This is a genomic window from Desulfobacterales bacterium, from assembly GCA_034520365.1.
Classification (GTDB): Bacteria; Desulfobacterota; Desulfobacteria; order Desulfobacterales; family Desulfosalsimonadaceae; genus M55B175.
Genome location: JAXHNP010000003.1, coordinates 774,854 through 792,845 on the forward strand (window position 1 = coordinate 774,854; position 17,992 = coordinate 792,845).

Consider the following 17,992-nt stretch of genomic DNA (forward strand, 5'->3'; position numbering starts at 1 on the left):
AAAGAGCCGCCATTTCCGCTTTTTTTAGAAATTCCAGATAAACTCCATGCCCAGCCGAATCGCGGTATCATCGCTTTGCTTGCCAGGGCCCAGGGGGGTCGTGGTCAATGCACTGGTCACATCTTCAATCACTTCGCCGGGGAAGAAGAAAGAAAAATGGGTCTTAATAAATGATTGCCGGCTGGTCGCCAAAGTAATCTCATTATCCCATTCGGTGCCGGTGTAGCCGGCATCCACTTTTGTAGGGGTTGCGCCATCAACAAAACTGACCACATTAATATCCTCATTCCACCAGAAGGAATTCACGTTTGACTTAAGAATAAGGAAACGTTTCGGGGTCACGGTGATACCAGCACTGGCCATGGTCATACCGGGATTGTCGCCGCGGCCGTTTCCGGCGCCGGCGAAATTTTCCAGGCCGCCGGTAAATACCGGGGTGCCGTTGCCGTAGAGTTCCGGAATGTAGCCGTAGAGGACGCTTCCCAAGGCAAAGTTGGTATCGCCGATAATGGTGTTTTCACCGCCCCAGTACTGGGAAAACCGCTGGGCGCTTTCAACGCCGGTATAGCCGCTCAGCTCGTCATCGGTCGGGTCATCATCACCGGAGGTATACATGACTCCCAAATGCGGTTTAAACCCGAATCCAACCTGCTCTTTCAAATCCACAGCCGCATCACCGGCCAAAGCATAGGCCGAGATATCATAATCATTATGAAACGCCGGATTGATCGCATTTAAACGCGTATCTTCCGCCTCCCCGAACTGATAAACCCCTTCAAGGAACAGTTCCAGGGGACCTAATTTTCCGGTGTAATAAGCGCCGATGTGGTGGGAGTTGATATCCGGCGTCGCCCTTTCGTAAGGCAGCTGTCCGGCACCGTCCAGCAATGCCTCCAAAAGGCTTCCGTTCGGCACATCCCGGATACGGTCAAACACATAGAACGGCTGAATTTTTTGCCCTTCTGCCGGCGTAAAGGTGAGATAACCGCCGTAGAGATCGCGGTCGTCATTTTTGCCGCCGAAATCATTGAAATCAAAACCAGCGCCGGATGCAAGGACGCTTTTGTCGAAAAAGTTGTTTTCCGACAGCTTGAAATAGCCCACATTAAAACTTACATTGTCATAATCGCCGGTCAGCCAGAAACCGGGGTTGTCGTCGCCGTAGACCAGGCCGCCGCCGTCAATTACATCCACCCCCCAGATATCAAAACCGGCATGAAACCGCATATTCCAGGGCAGCTGATAGGTGCCATGGAGCCGCTCCAGGCCGAAGTTGCTTGAGGCGAATGTTTTGCCGCCCCGTTCATCCACAGAGGCAGTCTCCAGCGGCCGGTCAAACTCCAATGCGGCGTAAAAGCTCCATTTTCGATCCTTGGGCAGGGCATTGAAGTGGAGTTTAACTTCGCTGCGGATGTAGTTATAATTGACGGCACCAGACTCGTTCACATGGGTTTTGAAAAAATCATCCGGCAAATTGCCGCCCAAAAACCCATTTATAGGGACAGACTCAAAATGGGGCACCGTATCATCCATGCCAAAGTCAAAATCGGTTTCCATGACCGGAATAATCCGGGCGGTGGCCCCGAAACTCATCATGATATTCTTGTTGGTTGAAATGCTGATACTGCCAGGACCGGCTATGACACTCTCCGTAATATCTGTCGCCGGGTCTTCAGCAGCCAGCGCCCCGCTGGTTAAAAAAATGACCGATAATAAACCAATAGCAATTCTTAAAAGCAAAGTTTTCATGCGCCCCTCCATTTTTTAATAAAAGTTTCCCTAATCATCCGTAAACGGTTTCAGCTTCATGGGTTCGTGCTTTCCAGGCGTCACCTCCTTATGTGAAAATCGTTTTTTCCTTACCCCTATAAATTTCAAAAAAACGGTTTATGCCGCCTCGACGACATTTTTGCCGAAATTAACGCAAAAAGGCGCCCAATATCCGTCCATACTGTCATTTCGGGCGGCAGCGGGAAATCTTATATTGAAAATTTTTTGTCGCCCGCGCACCTCGGAATGACAACGGCAAAGATTCTGTGAAGGATAAAGACAGGATACTCGTAAATTTGTCAAAAAAACAAATACACAACTAATTGATTGGAAATTCGAAATGCGCCTTCTTGCCAAAGCTCTATGTTTGATAGCTGACCCCTTATTAAGCAAGAAGTGGATTTTATCGTTAACAGCGATTTTTATTTTAAACGCTGATTAAATTCACATTTAAAATCTTTTTTCTCGGCTGTCAAGCTTTTGCTAACTAGAACCGCCTTTTTTTCTCTCATTATACCAGACAATCCGGGCCTCCAATGCCGAATCCGCTCTAAGAATTAAAGGCAATAAGGCAAGTAGGCACTTAGTTTTTAAAAAAAGCTTGACATTTTACTGAATCAGATTTTAAAAATTGAATCAGATTTTGTTTGTGAATTATTTTTTAAAATAATGTCTTTGTTTGACCATTTTCACCTGAATAACAGGAGAGACTGATGGACTTTGCCTTCACCAAAGAACAACAGATGTTTAAAAAGGAAATCATCCGGTTCGCCAAAAAAGAGATTGTCCCGCGGGTGCAGGAGTTTGATCTAAAAGAAGCATTCGATTTTGAGTCTTTCAAAAAACTCGGTGACTTCGGAATCCTTGGGCTTCATTTTCCGGAAGCATACGGCGGCTCCGGCGCGGATGTGGTCACCACGGTTTTGGCAGGTGAAGCCCTGGGCGAAGCCGGCGTGGACGGCGGCCTAACCCTGGCCTACGGGGCCCATTCATTCCTGTGCGCGGATACCATTTACCGGCATGCCACCGAAGAGCAGCGGAAAAAATACCTGCCCAAGCTGATCAGCGGCGAGTGGATCGGATGCATGGGGCTGACTGAACCGGACGCGGGCTCGGATGTGGCCTCTATGAAAACCACGGCCGAGAAAAAAGGCGATAAATACGTCTTAAACGGCAGCAAAATTTTCATCACCAACGGCCCGATTGCCGATGTCGCAGTGGTCTACGCCAAAACCGATCCCAGCCAGAAGCATGCCGGCATCTCGGCCTTTATCGTTGAAAAAGGCACCAAGGGGTTTTCCGCGGGTGCGCCGCTTATCAAAATGGGGGTCCGCACTTCGCAGACCTCGGAACTTTTTTTCAGCAACTGCGAGATTCCGGCGGAGAATCTGCTCGGCCAGGAGGGCGAGGGATTTAACATGTCGCTTCAGACCGTGGAATGGGACCGGAGTGCCCTTTTGGCCCCGTTTGTGGGCGCGGCCAAATACATGCTCAATGAGTGTGCGGATTACGCCAAAAAGCGCGAACAGTTCGGCCGCCCGATCGGGAAATTCCAGGCCATAAAGCATAAGCTGGCCAATATCCGCATTTTTGCCGAAGCCTCCCGGAGCCTGGCCTATAAAATCGCCTGGTGCAAAGACCAGGGGCGGCCGTTAAACCATCTGGAGGCGGCCGTGGCCAAGCTCTTTGTGGGTGACTGGTCCATGGGCCCGGCCAATGACGCCATGATAGTATTCGGGGGTTACGGGTTCTGCCATGAATACAACATGGAACGGATTTTCCGGGATTCCCGCCTGGCGCCCATCGGCGGCGGTACCTCGGATATCCAGAAAATGATTATTTCCAAACTCATCTAGCCAATCCGGATTTCTTATAGATCGAGGAGACCCAAATGAATTACGATTTTTCAGAACAAGAATTCACCCTGTTTGTCGATATCCAGGAAAAATTAGCCGCTCTGGCGGAAATCCTGCCGCTTGACCGGCGAGAATCCGCCAAAACCCGCGAAAATATCGACCAGGTGCTTTCCCTGCTGGCCGAATCCCCCTATCTCAAGCTGGGGATCCAGCCGGTGGACGGCTACCAGGGCCAGCTTACCCTGATGGGGGCCATGGAGGTGCTGGCTTCGGTCTCCCCTTCCGCCTACCTTTCCGTGGAAGCCAGCATGCGGCTCTTCGGCCGCGCGGTGGCTGAGTGGGGAACCGATGCCCAAAAGGCCGAATGGCTGTCCCCTTTGCTTGACGGCAAGCGCATCGGCGCCCTGGCCTTGTCTGAAACATGCTTAAATATCGAAAATGACCCGTTAACCACGCACGGCGGAAAAGACGGTGACTCAGTGGTCATCAACGGCGCCAAGCAATACGTGATCAACGCCCCGATGGCCGATTGCATTGCGGTGGCCGGCGTGCTGGAAGATGCGCATGCCCTATTTCTGGTTGAAAAGGAAACATCCGGTTTAACCATTGATCCGGCCATGGAAACCCTGGGCTATGAGGGGACCCCAATTTCGGGCATTCGACTGGAAAACTGCCGCATCCCGATGGACCAGGTAATTTTTCCGCCGGCCAAAACGGATATGCCGCAAGCCCTCCGAATGTGGGAAAACCAGATCCTTCTGGGCGCAAGCCTGGGGCTCTGCAAAACCGCGTTTGAATCCGCCCGGGATCATGCCAAATCCCATAGAAGTGGCGGCAAACCCATTATTGCGTACCAGGAAGTCGGGTTTAAGCTGGCCGAAATGCTGACCCTTTTCCAGACATCCCAGCTGCTGGCCTACCGGACAGCCTGGACCGCTGAAACTTCTCCGAAAGAAGCGGCTGAACTCACTCTTTGCGCCAAAGTTTTCTGCGCTGAATCCGCGGAGCAGGTTTCAAGCGAGGCATTAAAAATATTAGGCGGCGCCGGTTATACGGCCGGAAATCCGGTGGAGCGCGCCTACCGCTGCGCCAAATACGCCCAGATCGCCGGCACCTCAACGGAAATCGCCCGGGTTAAAATCGGTGATGCGGCGCTCGGCTATCGGAACTAGAAAGGACACCCATGCCAGGCACAAAACCCAATAACAGCAAAGACAACCTGTCCAAATCCGCGCTTCGACGGCAGCGGGAGCGGGAACAGCGCTACCAGACCATTCTCCAGGCGGCTGAGACCCTGTTTGCCAACGAAGGCTTTCATAAGGCCAGCATGGAGCAGATCGCGGATGCCGCCGAGGTCTCCGTGGGGGCGGTCTATTTTTACTTCAAGAATAAAGAGGATCTCCTGGTCCAGATGATGGCGGAGATCGGCTACCTCATGCGCTCCATCCTAGGCACTGAATTTAAAAAACACGGGGCCACCATGGAAGGCTTCAAATATGCGGGATACGCCTTTTTTGAGGACTTCTGCGTCAACTACCCGGAGCGGGCCGCCATCATTTTCCGCGAATCCGTGGGCAAAAGCGCCCAGGTGGAGCAGCACCGCAAGGAGCTCTTTGATAAATGCACGGGAGATGTGTTAAGCGCGCTCACCGCCGTCAGTGAAAACCAGGGCGGCACCTTCAAAGGCCGGTTTGCGGCGGAAGTCATCGCGGTGAGCGTCATGGGCATCTATGAGCGGGTCGCCTATCACTACCTCCTCTGGCAGAACAATACCGAAGACTTAAAGGATATCGGCCGCGATGCCGTGGCGTTCATTCTGGGCGGGGTGAATAATCTGTTTGAAGGAACATCATGCACTTAAAAGGCGCTTTACACGTTCATACCACCTGCTCGGACGGGGAACTCAAAATCGAGGAAGTGGTCAAGGTGTATACGGATCTGGGCTTTGATTTCATCGCACTGACCGATCACGACTTTCTCATGCGGCCCGGCTGCTATGACCGCGTCAACCGCCTGCGGACCGATCTGATCATATTCACGGGTATTGAGATGACCGTTTTCGAAAAAGGCTATGTGCATGTCAATAAAATTCGGGGAGATGAGGATGTGCTGCATATTTTTAACCACCCCTCGGAGATGGATCTGCCCATGGACAAAGCCATGGCCCGCATCAACGCGGTCGGCGGGCGCCTGCCGCTGGATGCGGTGGAAATCACGTCAAAAGGATTCCGCACACCGGAATTTGAAATACCTGAGATCCCCTATGTCAAGGTGGCTACCGATGATTCCCACACCCGCATCGGCTGCGGCCGGGCCTGGATTGAAATGGACTGCCTGCGGGATAAGGACAAAATCATCCGCGCCGTGCGGCACGGGGATTTCTGGAACTGTTTTGCCGAAAATCATCATGTCAATCATTTTAACGTCAGACTTCAGGGGGCTTGAAAAATGGCAAGACGCGTTGGGATTTGCGCTGTCGCGCAAACGACGATTGAACAGAACAAATGGTACGAGCGCTTTCAGGGCATGGCCCTGGAGGTTCTGGAGAAGCTGCGGGAACAGGTACCGGTGGAATTTTCCCGCCACACCGGAAAGCCCGGCATCGACATGGCGATCAGCGTATCCGACGATGTGTTTGACGCCCGGACGATCTCCGACAATGCCATGACCGATGTGCTGGGCGCCCATTTCGGATGTGAGGAAAAGGTTGCCCAGGAGGGCATCCAGGCCATCTATTACGGGCTGGCCGCCATCCAGTCGGGCCACTGCGACCAGGTCTTGATTATGGGCCACTGCAAGGAGTCCCAGGCCAAGAGCCGGAACATGGTGACCCATGTGGCCTTTGACCCGTTTTTCACCCGGCCGGTGGGGCTTGACTTCTGCGCGGCCGCGGGGCTTCAGGCCCAGGCTTACGGGGAGAAAACCGGCATCTCGGATGAGCAGCTCGCCAAGGTGGTGGTGCGGGCCCGGGAATACGGCACCAAAAATCCGCAACTTCCGGAGGTCTCTGCGGTATCGGCCGAAGACGTTATGGCTTCCGAAATGCTGGCCGATCCCATCCGCGCCCTGCACGCCTATCCAGTATCCGACGGAGCGGTAGGGATGGTGCTGGCCGCGGAGGACGTGGCCAAAAAAATGACGGATAAACCCGTCTGGATTACCGGCGTGGGCAACTGCATGGACAGCTTTTTCTTCGGCGACCGGGACCTGGCCTCAAACTTTGCCCTGAAAAAGGCGGCGGAACGCGCCTATAAACGGGCCGGCATCACCGATCCCCGAAAAGCCTTTAATGTGATCGAAATATCGGATCAGTACGCCTATCAGCATCCCATGTGGATGGAGGGCTTGGGACTCTGCGATGAAGGCAGGGGCGGCGCCTGGATCGACGCCGACGGGCCGAACAAGGCCCGCGTCAATCTATCCGGCGGCATGCTGGCCGGAAACCCCATGATCCTTGGCGGGCTTTTCCGGGCGGCGGAAGCGGCCCTGCAGCTGCGGCAGGATGCCGGGGCGCATCAAATCGAGGCCGCCAAAACGGCCCTGGCCCACGGCGTCATGGGGCCGGCCGGCCAGTTTCATTCTGTTGTCACCCTGGAACGGGGTTAGGAGGCGAATTATGAATAAAAATCGAAATGTTGGCATTATCGGCGTCGGACAGTCCGAATATTCAAGCCACCGGGAAGATGTGAACCAGCCGGAAATGATCCATGAGGCGATTCGGGAGGCATTGGACCATGCCGGCATGACCATCGATGATGTGGACTGCATTGTCCACGGTAATATGGAGCTTTTTGAAATGGTCCATCAACCGGATCTCTGGCATACACTGGGCTCCGGCGCCTACGGCAAGGAAAGCCTTCGGGTGACCACGGGCGGCACCACCGGTGCCACCCTGTGCTGTGCGGCGGATCAACTGGTGGCTTCCGGTATGCATGATGTGGTGCTGGCCGTCGGGTTTGAGAAACTCCAGGAAGGCCACACCACCGGGGGCATCACCAATATGGCCGATCCCCTGTGGGCCCGCCAGCTCCAGACCGGGGCCCTGACCGGCATGACCGCCGAGCAGGTCATCAACGAGTTCGGCGAGGAACGGGCCAAAAAGGCGTCCATGAAATACCGGATCATCATGGACCAGCATGCCATGAAAAACCATAAGGCCCATCGCCGGTTTGACCTTCAGTGGGACCAGGCCGAAGACCTCATGTATACCTCCCCGGCCCTTGTGGGTGAACTCCGGATGATCCATATGTGCTCGCAAAGCGACGGGGCGTGCGCCATGATTTTCGCCTCTGAGGAAAAAGCCAAACAATTCTGCCCGAAGCCCGCCTGGATGAAGGATCATATTACGGTGCACCGCGAGGAATGCTTCCATATATTCGGCGATGCCCCGGTGCTGATGAGCCATCGCTATGCGGCGGAGAAGCTCTTTGGACGAAACGGGATCAAAGATCCGAAAAAAGAGATCGATGTGTTTGAAATGTATGATCCCTCCAGCTGGTGGGGCCTGGACTGGCTCCGGGAGTTTCTGCTGTTTGAGGGCGACGAGCATCTGAAGATGGTGGAAAACGATGAAATCTGTATTGACGGGGAATTCCCCATCAACCCGTCCGGCGGGGTGATCGCATCCAACCCCATCGGCGCCACTGCCATGATCCGCGTGGCCGAAGCCGCGCTGCAAATCATGGGCGACGCCGGCGATCACCAGGTGCCCAAAACCGTCAATCAGGCCCTGGCCTCCGGGTTCGGCGGCACCATGTGGACGGTCTTATTTTTAATGACCCGGGAGATTCCCTGGTAGCGAAAACTCATATCCATATCACAGGAGGCACTAATGAATGTCGGTCAATATATTGATGACGCCGTCAAGCGGTTCAAGGACTACCCCTACCTCCAGTATTACGATGATACTTACACCTATGGGGAATTCCTGCAGAAGGTCCATATCCTGGCCAATGCCTTAAAAAAGCAGGGATTCAAAAAAGGCGATTTCATCCATGTCTGGGTGCAGAACAGCCCGGAAACATTAATCGCCTATTACGCCATCGTTAAAATCGGCGCCGTGGCCGGTCCGATCAACGGCTGGTGGAAGGGCGCCGAGGTCGAATACCTGTTAAACGACTCCCAGGGCAGCGGCCTGATTGTGGAGGACCAGTACCTGGAAATATTCAACGAGATCAAAGACAACTGCCCGCATCTCGAAACCATCATAGAAGTCGGTCCGGAAAAATCCGGCAGCTATTTGGCATTCGAGGACCTGATGGCGGAAGGCGACGACACGCCGGTGGCCTGCGACGCGGATCCGGAGGATATCGCCTTTATCTTCTACACCTCCGGCACCACGGGAAACCCCAAGGGGGTTCTGCTCTCCCACAAAAATGTCGTGGCAGACGCCGACATGATCAACGAGGCCTTAAAAACCGGGGAAAACCGAAACTTTATGTGCTTTCTGCCGCTTTTTCACGTCAATGCCCTCTTGACCTGTATCTCCTGCCTGGGCAAGGGCCATCAGGTAGTACTCAGAAAAGGTTTCAGCGCCAGTGACTTCTGGGAAGTGGTGGAAAAGCATAAAATCAACTTCTGGTCCGCCGTGCCCGCGGTCTACCAGATTCTCCTGACCGACCCGGGCCGGCAGAAGTACGACCTTTCCTCCATGGAATTCGGCATCTGCGGCGCGGCGCCGATGACCAAAGAGGTCATGCAGAAATTCGAGGAAACTTTCGGCGTAAAGATTCTGGAAGGATACGGCCTCACCGAGGGCACCTGCGTGAGCACCATCAACCCCATGGACGGCGAGCGTAAAGTGGGCTCCATCGGCCTGCCGCTTCCTGATCAGGAAGTGCTGATCGTGGATGAGCACGGCAATGAACAGGCGCCCCATGAACCCGGCGAAATCTTGATCCGCGGGGACAACGTCATGAAGGGCTATTACAACAAGCCCGGGGAGACCGCCAAAACCATCGATCAGAACGGGTTTCTCCGCACCGGGGATATGGGGATCAAGGACGAGGACGGCTACATCTATATCGTGGACCGGATGAAGGACATGATCATCCGCGGCGGGGAGAATATTTACCCCAAGGAAATCGACAATGTGCTCTCCTCGCATCCGAAGATTCTCGAAGCGGCCACGGTCGGGGTGCCGGATGATACCATGGGCGAGGAAGGCAAAGTATTTATCGTGCCCCAGGATTCAACGCTTACCGAAGAGGAGGTGATCGAGTACGCCAGGAAAAACCTGGCGGACTTCAAAGTGCCCAAGTACGTGGAGATCCTTGAGGTGGACCTGCCCAGAAATCCCATTGGGAAGGTGCTGAAAAAGACCCTGCGGGATTGGGCGGTTGACGGTGCGCCCAAGCGGGAAAAAGGGCCGCAGGTATCGGTGGCCGATATTTTCGGCACCATGGAGGAGCGCGCCATTCCGGAGAACCTTAAAGGCGTTGTCGCCAATTACGGCTACCGCATCACCGGCGAAGGCGGCGGCGAGTGGACGGTCTGCGCAAACGACGGCGAGGTCCAGGTGGTGGAAGGCATAAAAGATCCGGATGTCACCACCACATGCGATGCCCAGGACTGGATTGACATCACCCTGGGCAAACTGGACGGCATGTCCGCCTTTACCTCCGGCAAACTCAAGGTCGAGGGAGATCTGAACCTCCTGACCAAGGCCACCCAGTTCTTCAAAAAATATCAGCCGCCCGTCGAACCCGAAGTCACCGTGGCCGACATTTTCGGCACCATGGAAGACCGCGCCATTCCGGAAAACTTAAAGGGCATTGTCGCCAACTACGGCTACCGCATCACCGGCGAAGGCGGCGGCGAATGGACCGTCTGCGTAAACGACGGCGAAGTCCAGGTGGTGGAAGGCATAAAAGATCCGGATGTCACCACCACATGCGCCGCCCAGGACTGGATCGATATCACCCTGGGCAAACTGGACGGCATGTCCGCCTTTACCTCCGGCAAACTCAAGGTGGAGGGCGATCTGGGGCTCCTGACCAAGGCGACCCAGTTCTTCAAAAAATACACGCCGCCCGCAGGCGCTGCTATGGAGGAAGAACGCGAGGAGCTTTTGTCCAAAAAGAAGATCCTCTCCATTCCGCAGCGTTTTTCCACCGGCCCGGTGATGGGTAAATTTTTGAATGCCTTCAAGGACAAAAAAATTCTGGCCAATAAATGCCCGTCCTGCGGCCGCCTACAGCTCCCGCCCCGGGAGACCTGTGCGGAATGCGTGGTCCGGGCGGATGAATGGGTGGAAGTCGGGCCGGAAGGCAAAATCACCATCATGGATATCACCTACTACGCCAGCCCCGACCCCCTAACCGGGGACAGCCGGGAGACGCCCTATGTGGCGGCCCACTTTCTCTTAGACGGCTGCAAGGGCCATGAGACACTTTGGCATGAGCTAAAGCCATCGGATCATGACCGGGCCAAAAAAGGCGCCCGCGTCCGGCCGGTCTGGAACCCGGACCGCAAAGGCGCGATTACGGATATCCTGTACTTTGAGCTGATTGAATAAAGGTTTCAGTGTTCAGTGTTCAGTGTTCAGGTTTCAGGAACAAGGCGTACTTCCCCTGAAACCTGAAACCTAATACCCAAGAGCTAATACCTAAAACCTGCTATAGGAGATAACCATGAGCACACCGAGTCCTGACAGTTTCGTCGTAGAAGGCAAGCTGGCCCTTCCCTACCAGTATTTTGCCGGGCGCACCGGGAGCCGGTTTCTGACCACCCTCCGGGATGAGCAGAAAATCAAGGGCCTGAAGTGCAAAAAATGCAACAAGGTGTTTGTGCCCCCCCGGCAGACCTGTGAACGCTGCTTTGAAGATATATCCGAAAACTGGGTGGATGTCGAAAATACCGGCACGGTTACCGGGTTTACCATTATCCGGTACGCGGAGCCGCACCAGCCGTTTAAGCCGCCCTATATCCTGGCCCAGATCAAACTTGACGGCGCGGATACCGCGCTGACCCATATTGTCAAGGGCGTGGCCCTCTCAAAGATGCAAACCGGATTCAAGGTCCAGGCCAAATTCGCCAAGAACACCACCAGCAGCATCATGGACATCGACCATTTCCGGCCGGTAAAGCCCAAATTTGAACTGGGCTACTCCTATGATGAGCTGGAAATCGGGATGTCCGCCTCATTTACCAAAACGGTCTCGGAATCCGATGTCTACCAGTTTGCCGGCATTTCCGGGGACTTCAACCCCATGCATTTAAACGAGGAATTCGCCAAGATGACCCCGTTCGGCACCCGGATCGCCCACGGGGCGCTGCCCCAGAGCCTGATCGCACCGGTGCTCGGCATGAAGCTGCCCGGCTTGGGCACGGTGATTCCGGAAATCACGGTGCGCTTCCGAAAACCCACCTATTTCGGGGATACGGTTACAGCCACCGCCGAAGTGGTGGAATTTCTGGAAGAGCGGCGATGGGTGAAACTGGAACTCACCTGGACCAACCAGCGGGATGAACTTGTGGCCGAAGGCCACGCCATTGCCATTCCCCCGACACCGATGGACTAGCAACTGGAGACTTGAGACTGGAAACTCAATGTCATTAACTTTAGCATTCCGCCCCTGTCATTTCGAGGAACGACAGTGACGAGAAATCCTGAAAAATCAGGCAATTGTAAGATTTCTCGCTGCCGCTCGAAATGACCACCGAGCCTATTTCTGCTCTTAAGTTAATGCATTGACTGGAAACTAGAAATAAAGGCTCAGGTAAATGCCCATACCTTAACTCTGGGGGCTTTTAGGAACTGAATATGGACTTTAACACCGAATCGACCTATCAGGAATACTTTTCCAAAGCCCATGACATGGTCAGAAAGTCCGTGCGGGACTTTATCCGAAAAGAGGTGCGGCCCTATATCGAGGACTGGGAGGAGGCGGGCGAATTTCCCCGGGAAGTCTATAAAAAAGCCGCGGATGTGGGGATCTTGGGCATGGGCTACCCGGAGGCCTACGGCGGCACCCCGGGGGATGTGTTCTTCCAGATCGCGGTCAGCGAAGAGCTCATGCGGTCCACCTCCGGCGGTTTCTGCGCGGGCCTGGGCTCCTTAAACATCGCCATTCCGCCGATTCTGAATCTGGGCACCGAAGAGCAGAAAAACAGATTTGTTCCACCGGTCCTGGCCGGTGAAAAAATCGCCGCTTTAGGTATTACGGAACCCGGCGGGGGATCGGATGTGGCGAGCATCCAGACGACAGCTGAACGCGATGGCGAGCATTATATCATAAACGGCAGCAAAGCCTTTATCACCAGCGGCTGCCGCGCAGATCAGCTCACCTGCGCGGTCCGCACGGGGGGAGAGGGGGCGCACGGGATCAGCCTGATGGTGATCGACGCCGGCACCCCGGGGTATTCAACCTCTGAAAAGCTCAAAAAAACCGGCTGGTGGGCCTCGGACACGGCGGAAATATTTTTTAACAACTGCCGGGTGCCGGCGGCCAACCTGCTCGGCGAGGAAAACCAGGGGTTTTACGGCATCATGATGAATTTTCAGGCCGAGCGCCTCTCCCTTGCTGTAATGGCCAATATGACCGCGCGCATGGCCCTGGAAGAGGCCATCAAATACGCAAAAGAGCGCAAGGCATTCGGCAAAACACTGACCGGATTCCAGGTAAACCGCCACAAACTGGCGGATATGGCCACCCTGGTGGAGGCCAGCACGGAGTTCACCTACCGGGTGGCCGCCAAAATCGGGGCGGGCGTGGATCAGATCAAGGAGGTATCCATGGCCAAAAATTTCGCCTGCGATGTCAGCGACAAGGTCACCTATGATGCGGTCCAGCTTTTCGGCGGCTACGGGTACATGCGCGGCTACCCGGTGGAACGCCTTTATCGGGATAACCGGATCCTATCCATCGGCGGCGGCACGCGGGAGATCATGAATGAGATTATCTCGCGGCTGATGATTTAATGCACGCACCACCAGCTTTTTTAAAGCACGATTACGAGTACGAGCACGAATCAGCAGAGATTGAATTTTTAACAAGGTCGGCACGGTGGCCGACCCTACGATGAATCGGGTTTTTCCCCATTCGTAGGGCGGGCCACCGTGCCCGCCTGAAAAATAGATAGAACAAATTTACCGTGCCTCAGTGCCTTTAAAGTTATTATAGGCTCGGTCCCGGGCGCACGGCCCGGGGGGGAATACTTTTAAGGGATTAACCATTTAAAAAGGGACGGCCATGGAACAGACGATCAATGCGGTTTTCAAGAATCGGGTGGAAAGATACGGGGATCGGCTGGCGGTTGAAAAAAAACGCGCCGGCGCATGGGAACCCGCGACATGGAACCAGTACTACGAGCGGGCCCGCGCCGCCGGTCTGGGGCTATACCAATTGGGCGTGGAAAAAGGCGACCGGATCGGCATCCTGTCAGAGAATTGCCTGGAATGGGTGTATACCGACATGGGGGCACTTGGCATCGGCGCCGCAGTGGTCCCCGTCTACACCACCCTGGTGGCGGAAGAAGTCCGCTACATCGCGGAGAATTCGGAATTAAAGGTCCTGTTTGTGGAAAATCAGGAGCAGCTGGACAAGGCCACCGAATTTATCGATGAAATAAAAAGCCTCTCCAGCATCGTCTGTTTTAATGAGGCCCAGACCGCCGGCCATGACGCCGTAATCTCGTTTGAAAGCCTGATGGAAAAAGGCCGGGCGCAGCATCAAAGCGAGTCCGGCCTGTTTGATGAGCTCTCAACTGCGGTCGCACCCGGGGATCTGGCCACGATTGTCTATACCTCCGGCACCACCGGGGTGCCCAAAGGGGCCATGATTAACCATAAAAACATCATGGCGGTGATTGACGCCCTGGACCGGATCAAACCCAAATTCGCCTATGACTCGGACCAGACCGTGCCGTTTCTCCCCTTGAGCCACGTATTTGAGCGGGTGGCCGGGCATTTTTACGGGATGTATGTGGGGCTTACCGCCTCCTATGCGGAAAGCCTCGACACCTTTGCCCAGGATGTGAAGGAGCGGCGGCCCACCGTGGTCCTGGCCGTGCCCCGGGTCTGCGAGAAGGTCTACCAGCGCATCCTCTCCCAGGTGGAAGAGCAGCCCGCGTGGAAGCAGAAAATCTTTCACTGGGGCCATGCCGTCGGCACCGAGATCAGCGCCCTGCGCGAGCAGAAAAAGCCGATCCCCCCGCTCTTGAACCTGAAATTCAAGGTCGCCTATAAAATGATCTTCAAGAATCTGGCCGATGCGCTGGGCGGCCGGGTGCGCTGGATGACCGCCTCGGGCGCCCCGACCTCCCGGGATATCGTTCTTTTTTTCAATGCCGCGGGCATTACGGTCATCGAAGGCTACGGCATGACCGAGACCTGTGCGCCGGCCACCATGAGCAGCCTGGATGATTACAAGATCGGAACCGTGGGAAAGCCCCTGCCCGGCGTGGATGTCCAAATCGCAGAAGACGGGGAAATTCTGGTTAAAGGCGACAATTTGTTCGCGGGCTACTGGAAGATGCCGGAGGAGACAAAGAACTCCTTTGACGATTACGGCTATTTTATGAGCGGGGATATCGGCAAATTTGACGAAGACGGATTTTTAATGATCACGGACCGGAAAAAGGATCTGATCATCACCTCGGGCGGCAAAAATGTCGCCCCCCAGAAGATCGAGGGCGTGTTCAAATTCGATCCCCTTTTCGCCCATTTCCTGGTAGTCGGGGACCGCCGGAAATTCTTAAGCGCGCTTATCAATATCAACCTGGAGCAGGCCGAGCGGATTGCCCAGCAGCAGGCAATCCCCTATGACAAACCCGAGGACCTTCTGGATAACAAAGATTTCCTGAACATCGTAGATCAACGCGTGGCGGAAAAGAACAAGCAGCTTGCCCGGTACGAGGGCATTAAAAAATACCGGATCATCAGGCAGGAGTTCTCACAGGAGGGCGGGGAGCTGACGCCATCGCTTAAAATGAAAAAAAATGTCATATACGATAAATACAACGATATGATCGAAGATATTTACACCGATTGAAAGGAGACCCTATGAGTCGCAGAGTTGCGGTCTGCGCGACCGCGCAGATTAAAAATGAACCGGATATCTGGTACCAGCGGTTCCAGGGCATGCTGCTGGACTGCTTTGAATCGATTCTCAGCCAGACCGGTGTCACCTTTGATATGGAAAAGGGCATCCGGAACGTGGTGACCTGCTCGGATGACGTGTTTGACGCCCGGACCATTTCCGACAATGGTATGACCGATGTGGTAGGCGCCCATTTCCGGGGGGAGGAAAAAACCGCCCAGAACGGCATCAACGCGCTGGGCTATGCCATGGCCGCCATCCTTTCCGGACACGACGATCTGGTGCTTGTGATGGGCCACGGCAAGGAATCCCAGCCGGAAAGCCGGCAGATGTGCACCAACCTGGCTTTCGACCCCTTTTACTGCCGGCCCCTGGGCCTTGATTATCTGAATGCGAGCGCCTTTCAGGCCCGGGCGTATATGGAAAAAGCGGGAATTACGGAAGAACAGCTGGCCAAAGTCGTGGTCCGCTCCCGCCGGATGGGGGCCAAAAACCCCTATGCCCGGGAAAACGATTTGGTTTCGGAAGAAGCGGTAATGCAATCGCCCCTGATGAGCGATCCCATCCGCGAGCTTCATACCTATCCCCTGACCGACTGGGCGGTGGGAATGCTTCTCTGCTGCGAGGAGCGGGCCCATGAATTCACCGACAACCCGGTATGGATATCCGGGTTCGGTTCCTGCATGGACAGCTACTTTCTGGGCGACCGGGACCTCTCCGACAACTTTGCGCTGAAGCAGGCCGCCGCCCGGGCATATCAAATGGCCGGCATAAAGGACCCCAAAACCGCATTTGACGTGGTGGAGCTAAACGACGCCTATGCATATCAATTGCCCATGTGGGCCGAAGGCATCGGCCTGGTAGATGCCGGCAGCGGCGGCCGATGGATTGATGACGGCGGTTTGGAGGCGGATCACGTGAACACCTCCGGCGGCATGCTAAACGGCAACCCCATCATGCTGGGCGGTCTGGCCCGGGCCCTTGAAGGTGTGCATCAACTGCAGGGAAGCGCCGGCGACCGACAGGTTGAAGGTGCCAAAAAGGCCCTTGCCCACGGCACCACCGGCGCGGCAGGCCAGCACCATGGGGTTCTAATCCTGGAAAAGTAAGAAGGGGGGAGTATATATATGGGCTATCGAAAAAAGAACAGACATGTGGGCATCGTCGGGGTCGGGGAGACCAAGTTCTCCAGCCACCGGGAGGATGTCAACCAGCCGGAGATGATCCATGAAGCCGTCCGGCAGGCGTTGGATGATGCAGGTATCACTATGAATGACGTGGACTGTGTGGTGCACGGCAATATGGAGCTTTTTGAAATGGTTCACCAGCCGGACCTCTGGCATACCCTGGGTTCGGGCGCATACGGCAAAACTTCCTACCGGCTGACCACGGGGGGCACCACCGGCGGCACCCTGGCCTGTGCCGGTGACAACCTGGCCGCCTCCGGCATGTATGACGTGGTCATGAGCATTGGGTTTGAAAAACTCCAGGAGGGGCATACCACGGGCGGGATCACCAACATGGCCGATCCGCTGTGGGCGAGAAAACTCCAGTCCGGCGCCCTTACCGCCGCCACGGCCCTCAAGCTGATCGAGGAATTCGGTCCGGAGCGGGCCCGAAATGCGGCCATGATCTACCGGATCATCATGGACAAGCACGCCTGCTTAAACCCCAATTCGCACCGGGCCTTCGGCCTTGACTGGGACCAGATGGCGGACTTGATGGAAAACTCGCCCCCGCTTATCGGGGATCTGCGCCTGATCCACATGTGCTCCCAATCCGACGGCGCCTGTGTGGTCATATTTGCCGCAGAGAAAAAGGCCAAGCAGATTACCGACAAACCGGTATGGGTGCGCGATCATATCACCGTGCACCGGGAGGAGACCTTAAATCTCTGCAACAACTATTATCCCACGGACACCACCCACAAGTTTGCCGCGGAAAAACTCTATGAGCGAAACGGGATCACGAATCCGCTCGACTATTTTGACGTGTTTGAAATGTATGATCCGTCCGCCTGGTGGGGAACGGACTGGCTGCGGGAGTTTTTCCTGTTAGACGGCGATGAGCATTTAAAGCTCGTGGAGAACAAGGAGATCATGATCGACGGCAAAATGCCCATCAACCCGTCCGGCGGGGTGATCGCCGCCAACCCCATAGGCGCCACCGCCCTTGTGCGCGTGGCGGAGGCGGCCAAGCAGATCCGGGGCGATGCCGGCCCGCATCAGATCCAGAAGCCGGTCAACCATGCGCTGGCCTCGGCTTTCGGCGGCACCATGTGGACGATCCTCATGATGCTTGAAAAAGAACTCAACTGGTAGGGGG

13 protein-coding genes are annotated in these 17,992 nt (G+C 55.2%); 12 read left to right on the plus strand and 1 reads right to left on the minus strand.

The features are described 5' to 3' along the window. Positions 1 to 24: 24 nt before the first annotated feature. On the minus strand, positions 25 to 1,749 hold the full coding sequence (locus tag U5L07_06860) for a hypothetical protein (protein ID MDZ7831454.1): 1,725 nt from the start codon (positions 1,747 to 1,749) through the stop codon (positions 25 to 27). Positions 1,750 to 2,483: 734 nt separating this feature from the next. Here U5L07_06860 and U5L07_06865 point away from each other — a divergent pair. The 12 genes from U5L07_06865 to U5L07_06920 all read left to right on the plus strand — a co-directional run bounded on the left by U5L07_06865 (position 2,484) and on the right by U5L07_06920 (position 17,988). Beyond that, positions 2,484 to 3,626: an acyl-CoA dehydrogenase family protein gene (locus tag U5L07_06865; protein MDZ7831455.1), complete on the plus strand. Its 1,143-nt coding sequence runs from the start codon at positions 2,484 to 2,486 to the stop codon at positions 3,624 to 3,626. Between the two features lie 35 nt (positions 3,627 to 3,661). After that, on the plus strand, positions 3,662 to 4,798 hold the full coding sequence (locus tag U5L07_06870; protein MDZ7831456.1) for an acyl-CoA dehydrogenase: 1,137 nt from the start codon (positions 3,662 to 3,664) through the stop codon (positions 4,796 to 4,798). An 11-nt stretch (positions 4,799 to 4,809) separates the two neighbouring features. Then, on the plus strand, positions 4,810 to 5,487 hold the full coding sequence (locus U5L07_06875; GenBank protein ID MDZ7831457.1) for a TetR/AcrR family transcriptional regulator: 678 nt from the start codon (positions 4,810 to 4,812) through the stop codon (positions 5,485 to 5,487). Next, positions 5,478 to 6,071: a PHP domain-containing protein gene (locus U5L07_06880; GenBank protein MDZ7831458.1), complete on the plus strand. Its 594-nt coding sequence runs from the start codon at positions 5,478 to 5,480 to the stop codon at positions 6,069 to 6,071. The genes U5L07_06875 and U5L07_06880 overlap by 10 nt, the downstream gene beginning before the upstream one ends. Before the next feature lie 3 nt (positions 6,072 to 6,074). After that, positions 6,075 to 7,232, plus strand: a complete 1,158-nt coding sequence (locus tag U5L07_06885; protein ID MDZ7831459.1) for a hypothetical protein — start codon at positions 6,075 to 6,077, stop codon at positions 7,230 to 7,232. Positions 7,233 to 7,242: 10 nt separating this feature from the next. Further along, positions 7,243 to 8,424, plus strand: coding sequence for a hypothetical protein (locus U5L07_06890; protein ID MDZ7831460.1), 1,182 nt, complete (start codon positions 7,243 to 7,245; stop codon positions 8,422 to 8,424). A gap of 15 nt (positions 8,425 to 8,439) precedes the next feature. After that, the gene (locus U5L07_06895) at positions 8,440 to 11,142 is read left to right on the plus strand and encodes a long-chain-fatty-acid--CoA ligase (protein ID MDZ7831461.1); all 2,703 of its coding nucleotides are present in this window, start codon (positions 8,440 to 8,442) and stop codon (positions 11,140 to 11,142) included. 115 nt (positions 11,143 to 11,257) lie between these two features. Further along, positions 11,258 to 12,148 carry a MaoC/PaaZ C-terminal domain-containing protein gene (locus U5L07_06900; GenBank protein ID MDZ7831462.1) on the plus strand — a complete coding sequence of 297 codons (891 nt, stop codon included), beginning with the start codon at positions 11,258 to 11,260 and terminating at the stop codon, positions 12,146 to 12,148. Between the two features lie 242 nt (positions 12,149 to 12,390). Beyond that, positions 12,391 to 13,548, plus strand: a complete 1,158-nt coding sequence (locus U5L07_06905; protein ID MDZ7831463.1) for an acyl-CoA dehydrogenase family protein — start codon at positions 12,391 to 12,393, stop codon at positions 13,546 to 13,548. A gap of 271 nt (positions 13,549 to 13,819) precedes the next feature. Beyond that, positions 13,820 to 15,619: a long-chain fatty acid--CoA ligase gene (locus U5L07_06910; protein ID MDZ7831464.1), complete on the plus strand. Its 1,800-nt coding sequence runs from the start codon at positions 13,820 to 13,822 to the stop codon at positions 15,617 to 15,619. Between the two features lie 11 nt (positions 15,620 to 15,630). Continuing rightward, complete coding sequence (locus U5L07_06915) at positions 15,631 to 16,776, plus strand: thiolase family protein (protein MDZ7831465.1); 1,146 nt, start codon at positions 15,631 to 15,633, stop codon at positions 16,774 to 16,776. A gap of 18 nt (positions 16,777 to 16,794) precedes the next feature. Beyond that, entirely contained in the window at positions 16,795 to 17,988 is a 1,194-nt protein-coding gene (locus U5L07_06920; protein MDZ7831466.1) for a hypothetical protein, read from the plus strand. Positions 17,989 to 17,992: the final 4 nt, after the last annotated feature.

Bases quoted from the DNA above. Each gene is read 5' to 3' on its own strand.
- U5L07_06860 (MDZ7831454.1), bottom strand. From the start codon at position 1,749: ATGAAAACTTTGCTTTTAAGAATTGCTATTGGTTTATTATCGGTCATT.
- U5L07_06865 (MDZ7831455.1), top strand. From the start codon at position 2,484: ATGGACTTTGCCTTCACCAAAGAACAACAGATGTTTAAAAAGGAAATC.
- U5L07_06870 (MDZ7831456.1), top strand. From the start codon at position 3,662: ATGAATTACGATTTTTCAGAACAAGAATTCACCCTGTTTGTCGATATC.
- U5L07_06875 (MDZ7831457.1), top strand. From the start codon at position 4,810: ATGCCAGGCACAAAACCCAATAACAGCAAAGACAACCTGTCCAAATCC.
- U5L07_06880 (MDZ7831458.1), top strand. From the start codon at position 5,478: ATGCACTTAAAAGGCGCTTTACACGTTCATACCACCTGCTCGGACGGG.
- U5L07_06885 (MDZ7831459.1), top strand. From the start codon at position 6,075: ATGGCAAGACGCGTTGGGATTTGCGCTGTCGCGCAAACGACGATTGAA.
- U5L07_06890 (MDZ7831460.1), top strand. From the start codon at position 7,243: ATGAATAAAAATCGAAATGTTGGCATTATCGGCGTCGGACAGTCCGAA.
- U5L07_06900 (MDZ7831462.1), top strand. From the start codon at position 11,258: ATGAGCACACCGAGTCCTGACAGTTTCGTCGTAGAAGGCAAGCTGGCC.
- U5L07_06905 (MDZ7831463.1), top strand. From the start codon at position 12,391: ATGGACTTTAACACCGAATCGACCTATCAGGAATACTTTTCCAAAGCC.
- U5L07_06910 (MDZ7831464.1), top strand. From the start codon at position 13,820: ATGGAACAGACGATCAATGCGGTTTTCAAGAATCGGGTGGAAAGATAC.
- U5L07_06915 (MDZ7831465.1), top strand. From the start codon at position 15,631: ATGAGTCGCAGAGTTGCGGTCTGCGCGACCGCGCAGATTAAAAATGAA.
- U5L07_06920 (MDZ7831466.1), top strand. From the start codon at position 16,795: ATGGGCTATCGAAAAAAGAACAGACATGTGGGCATCGTCGGGGTCGGG.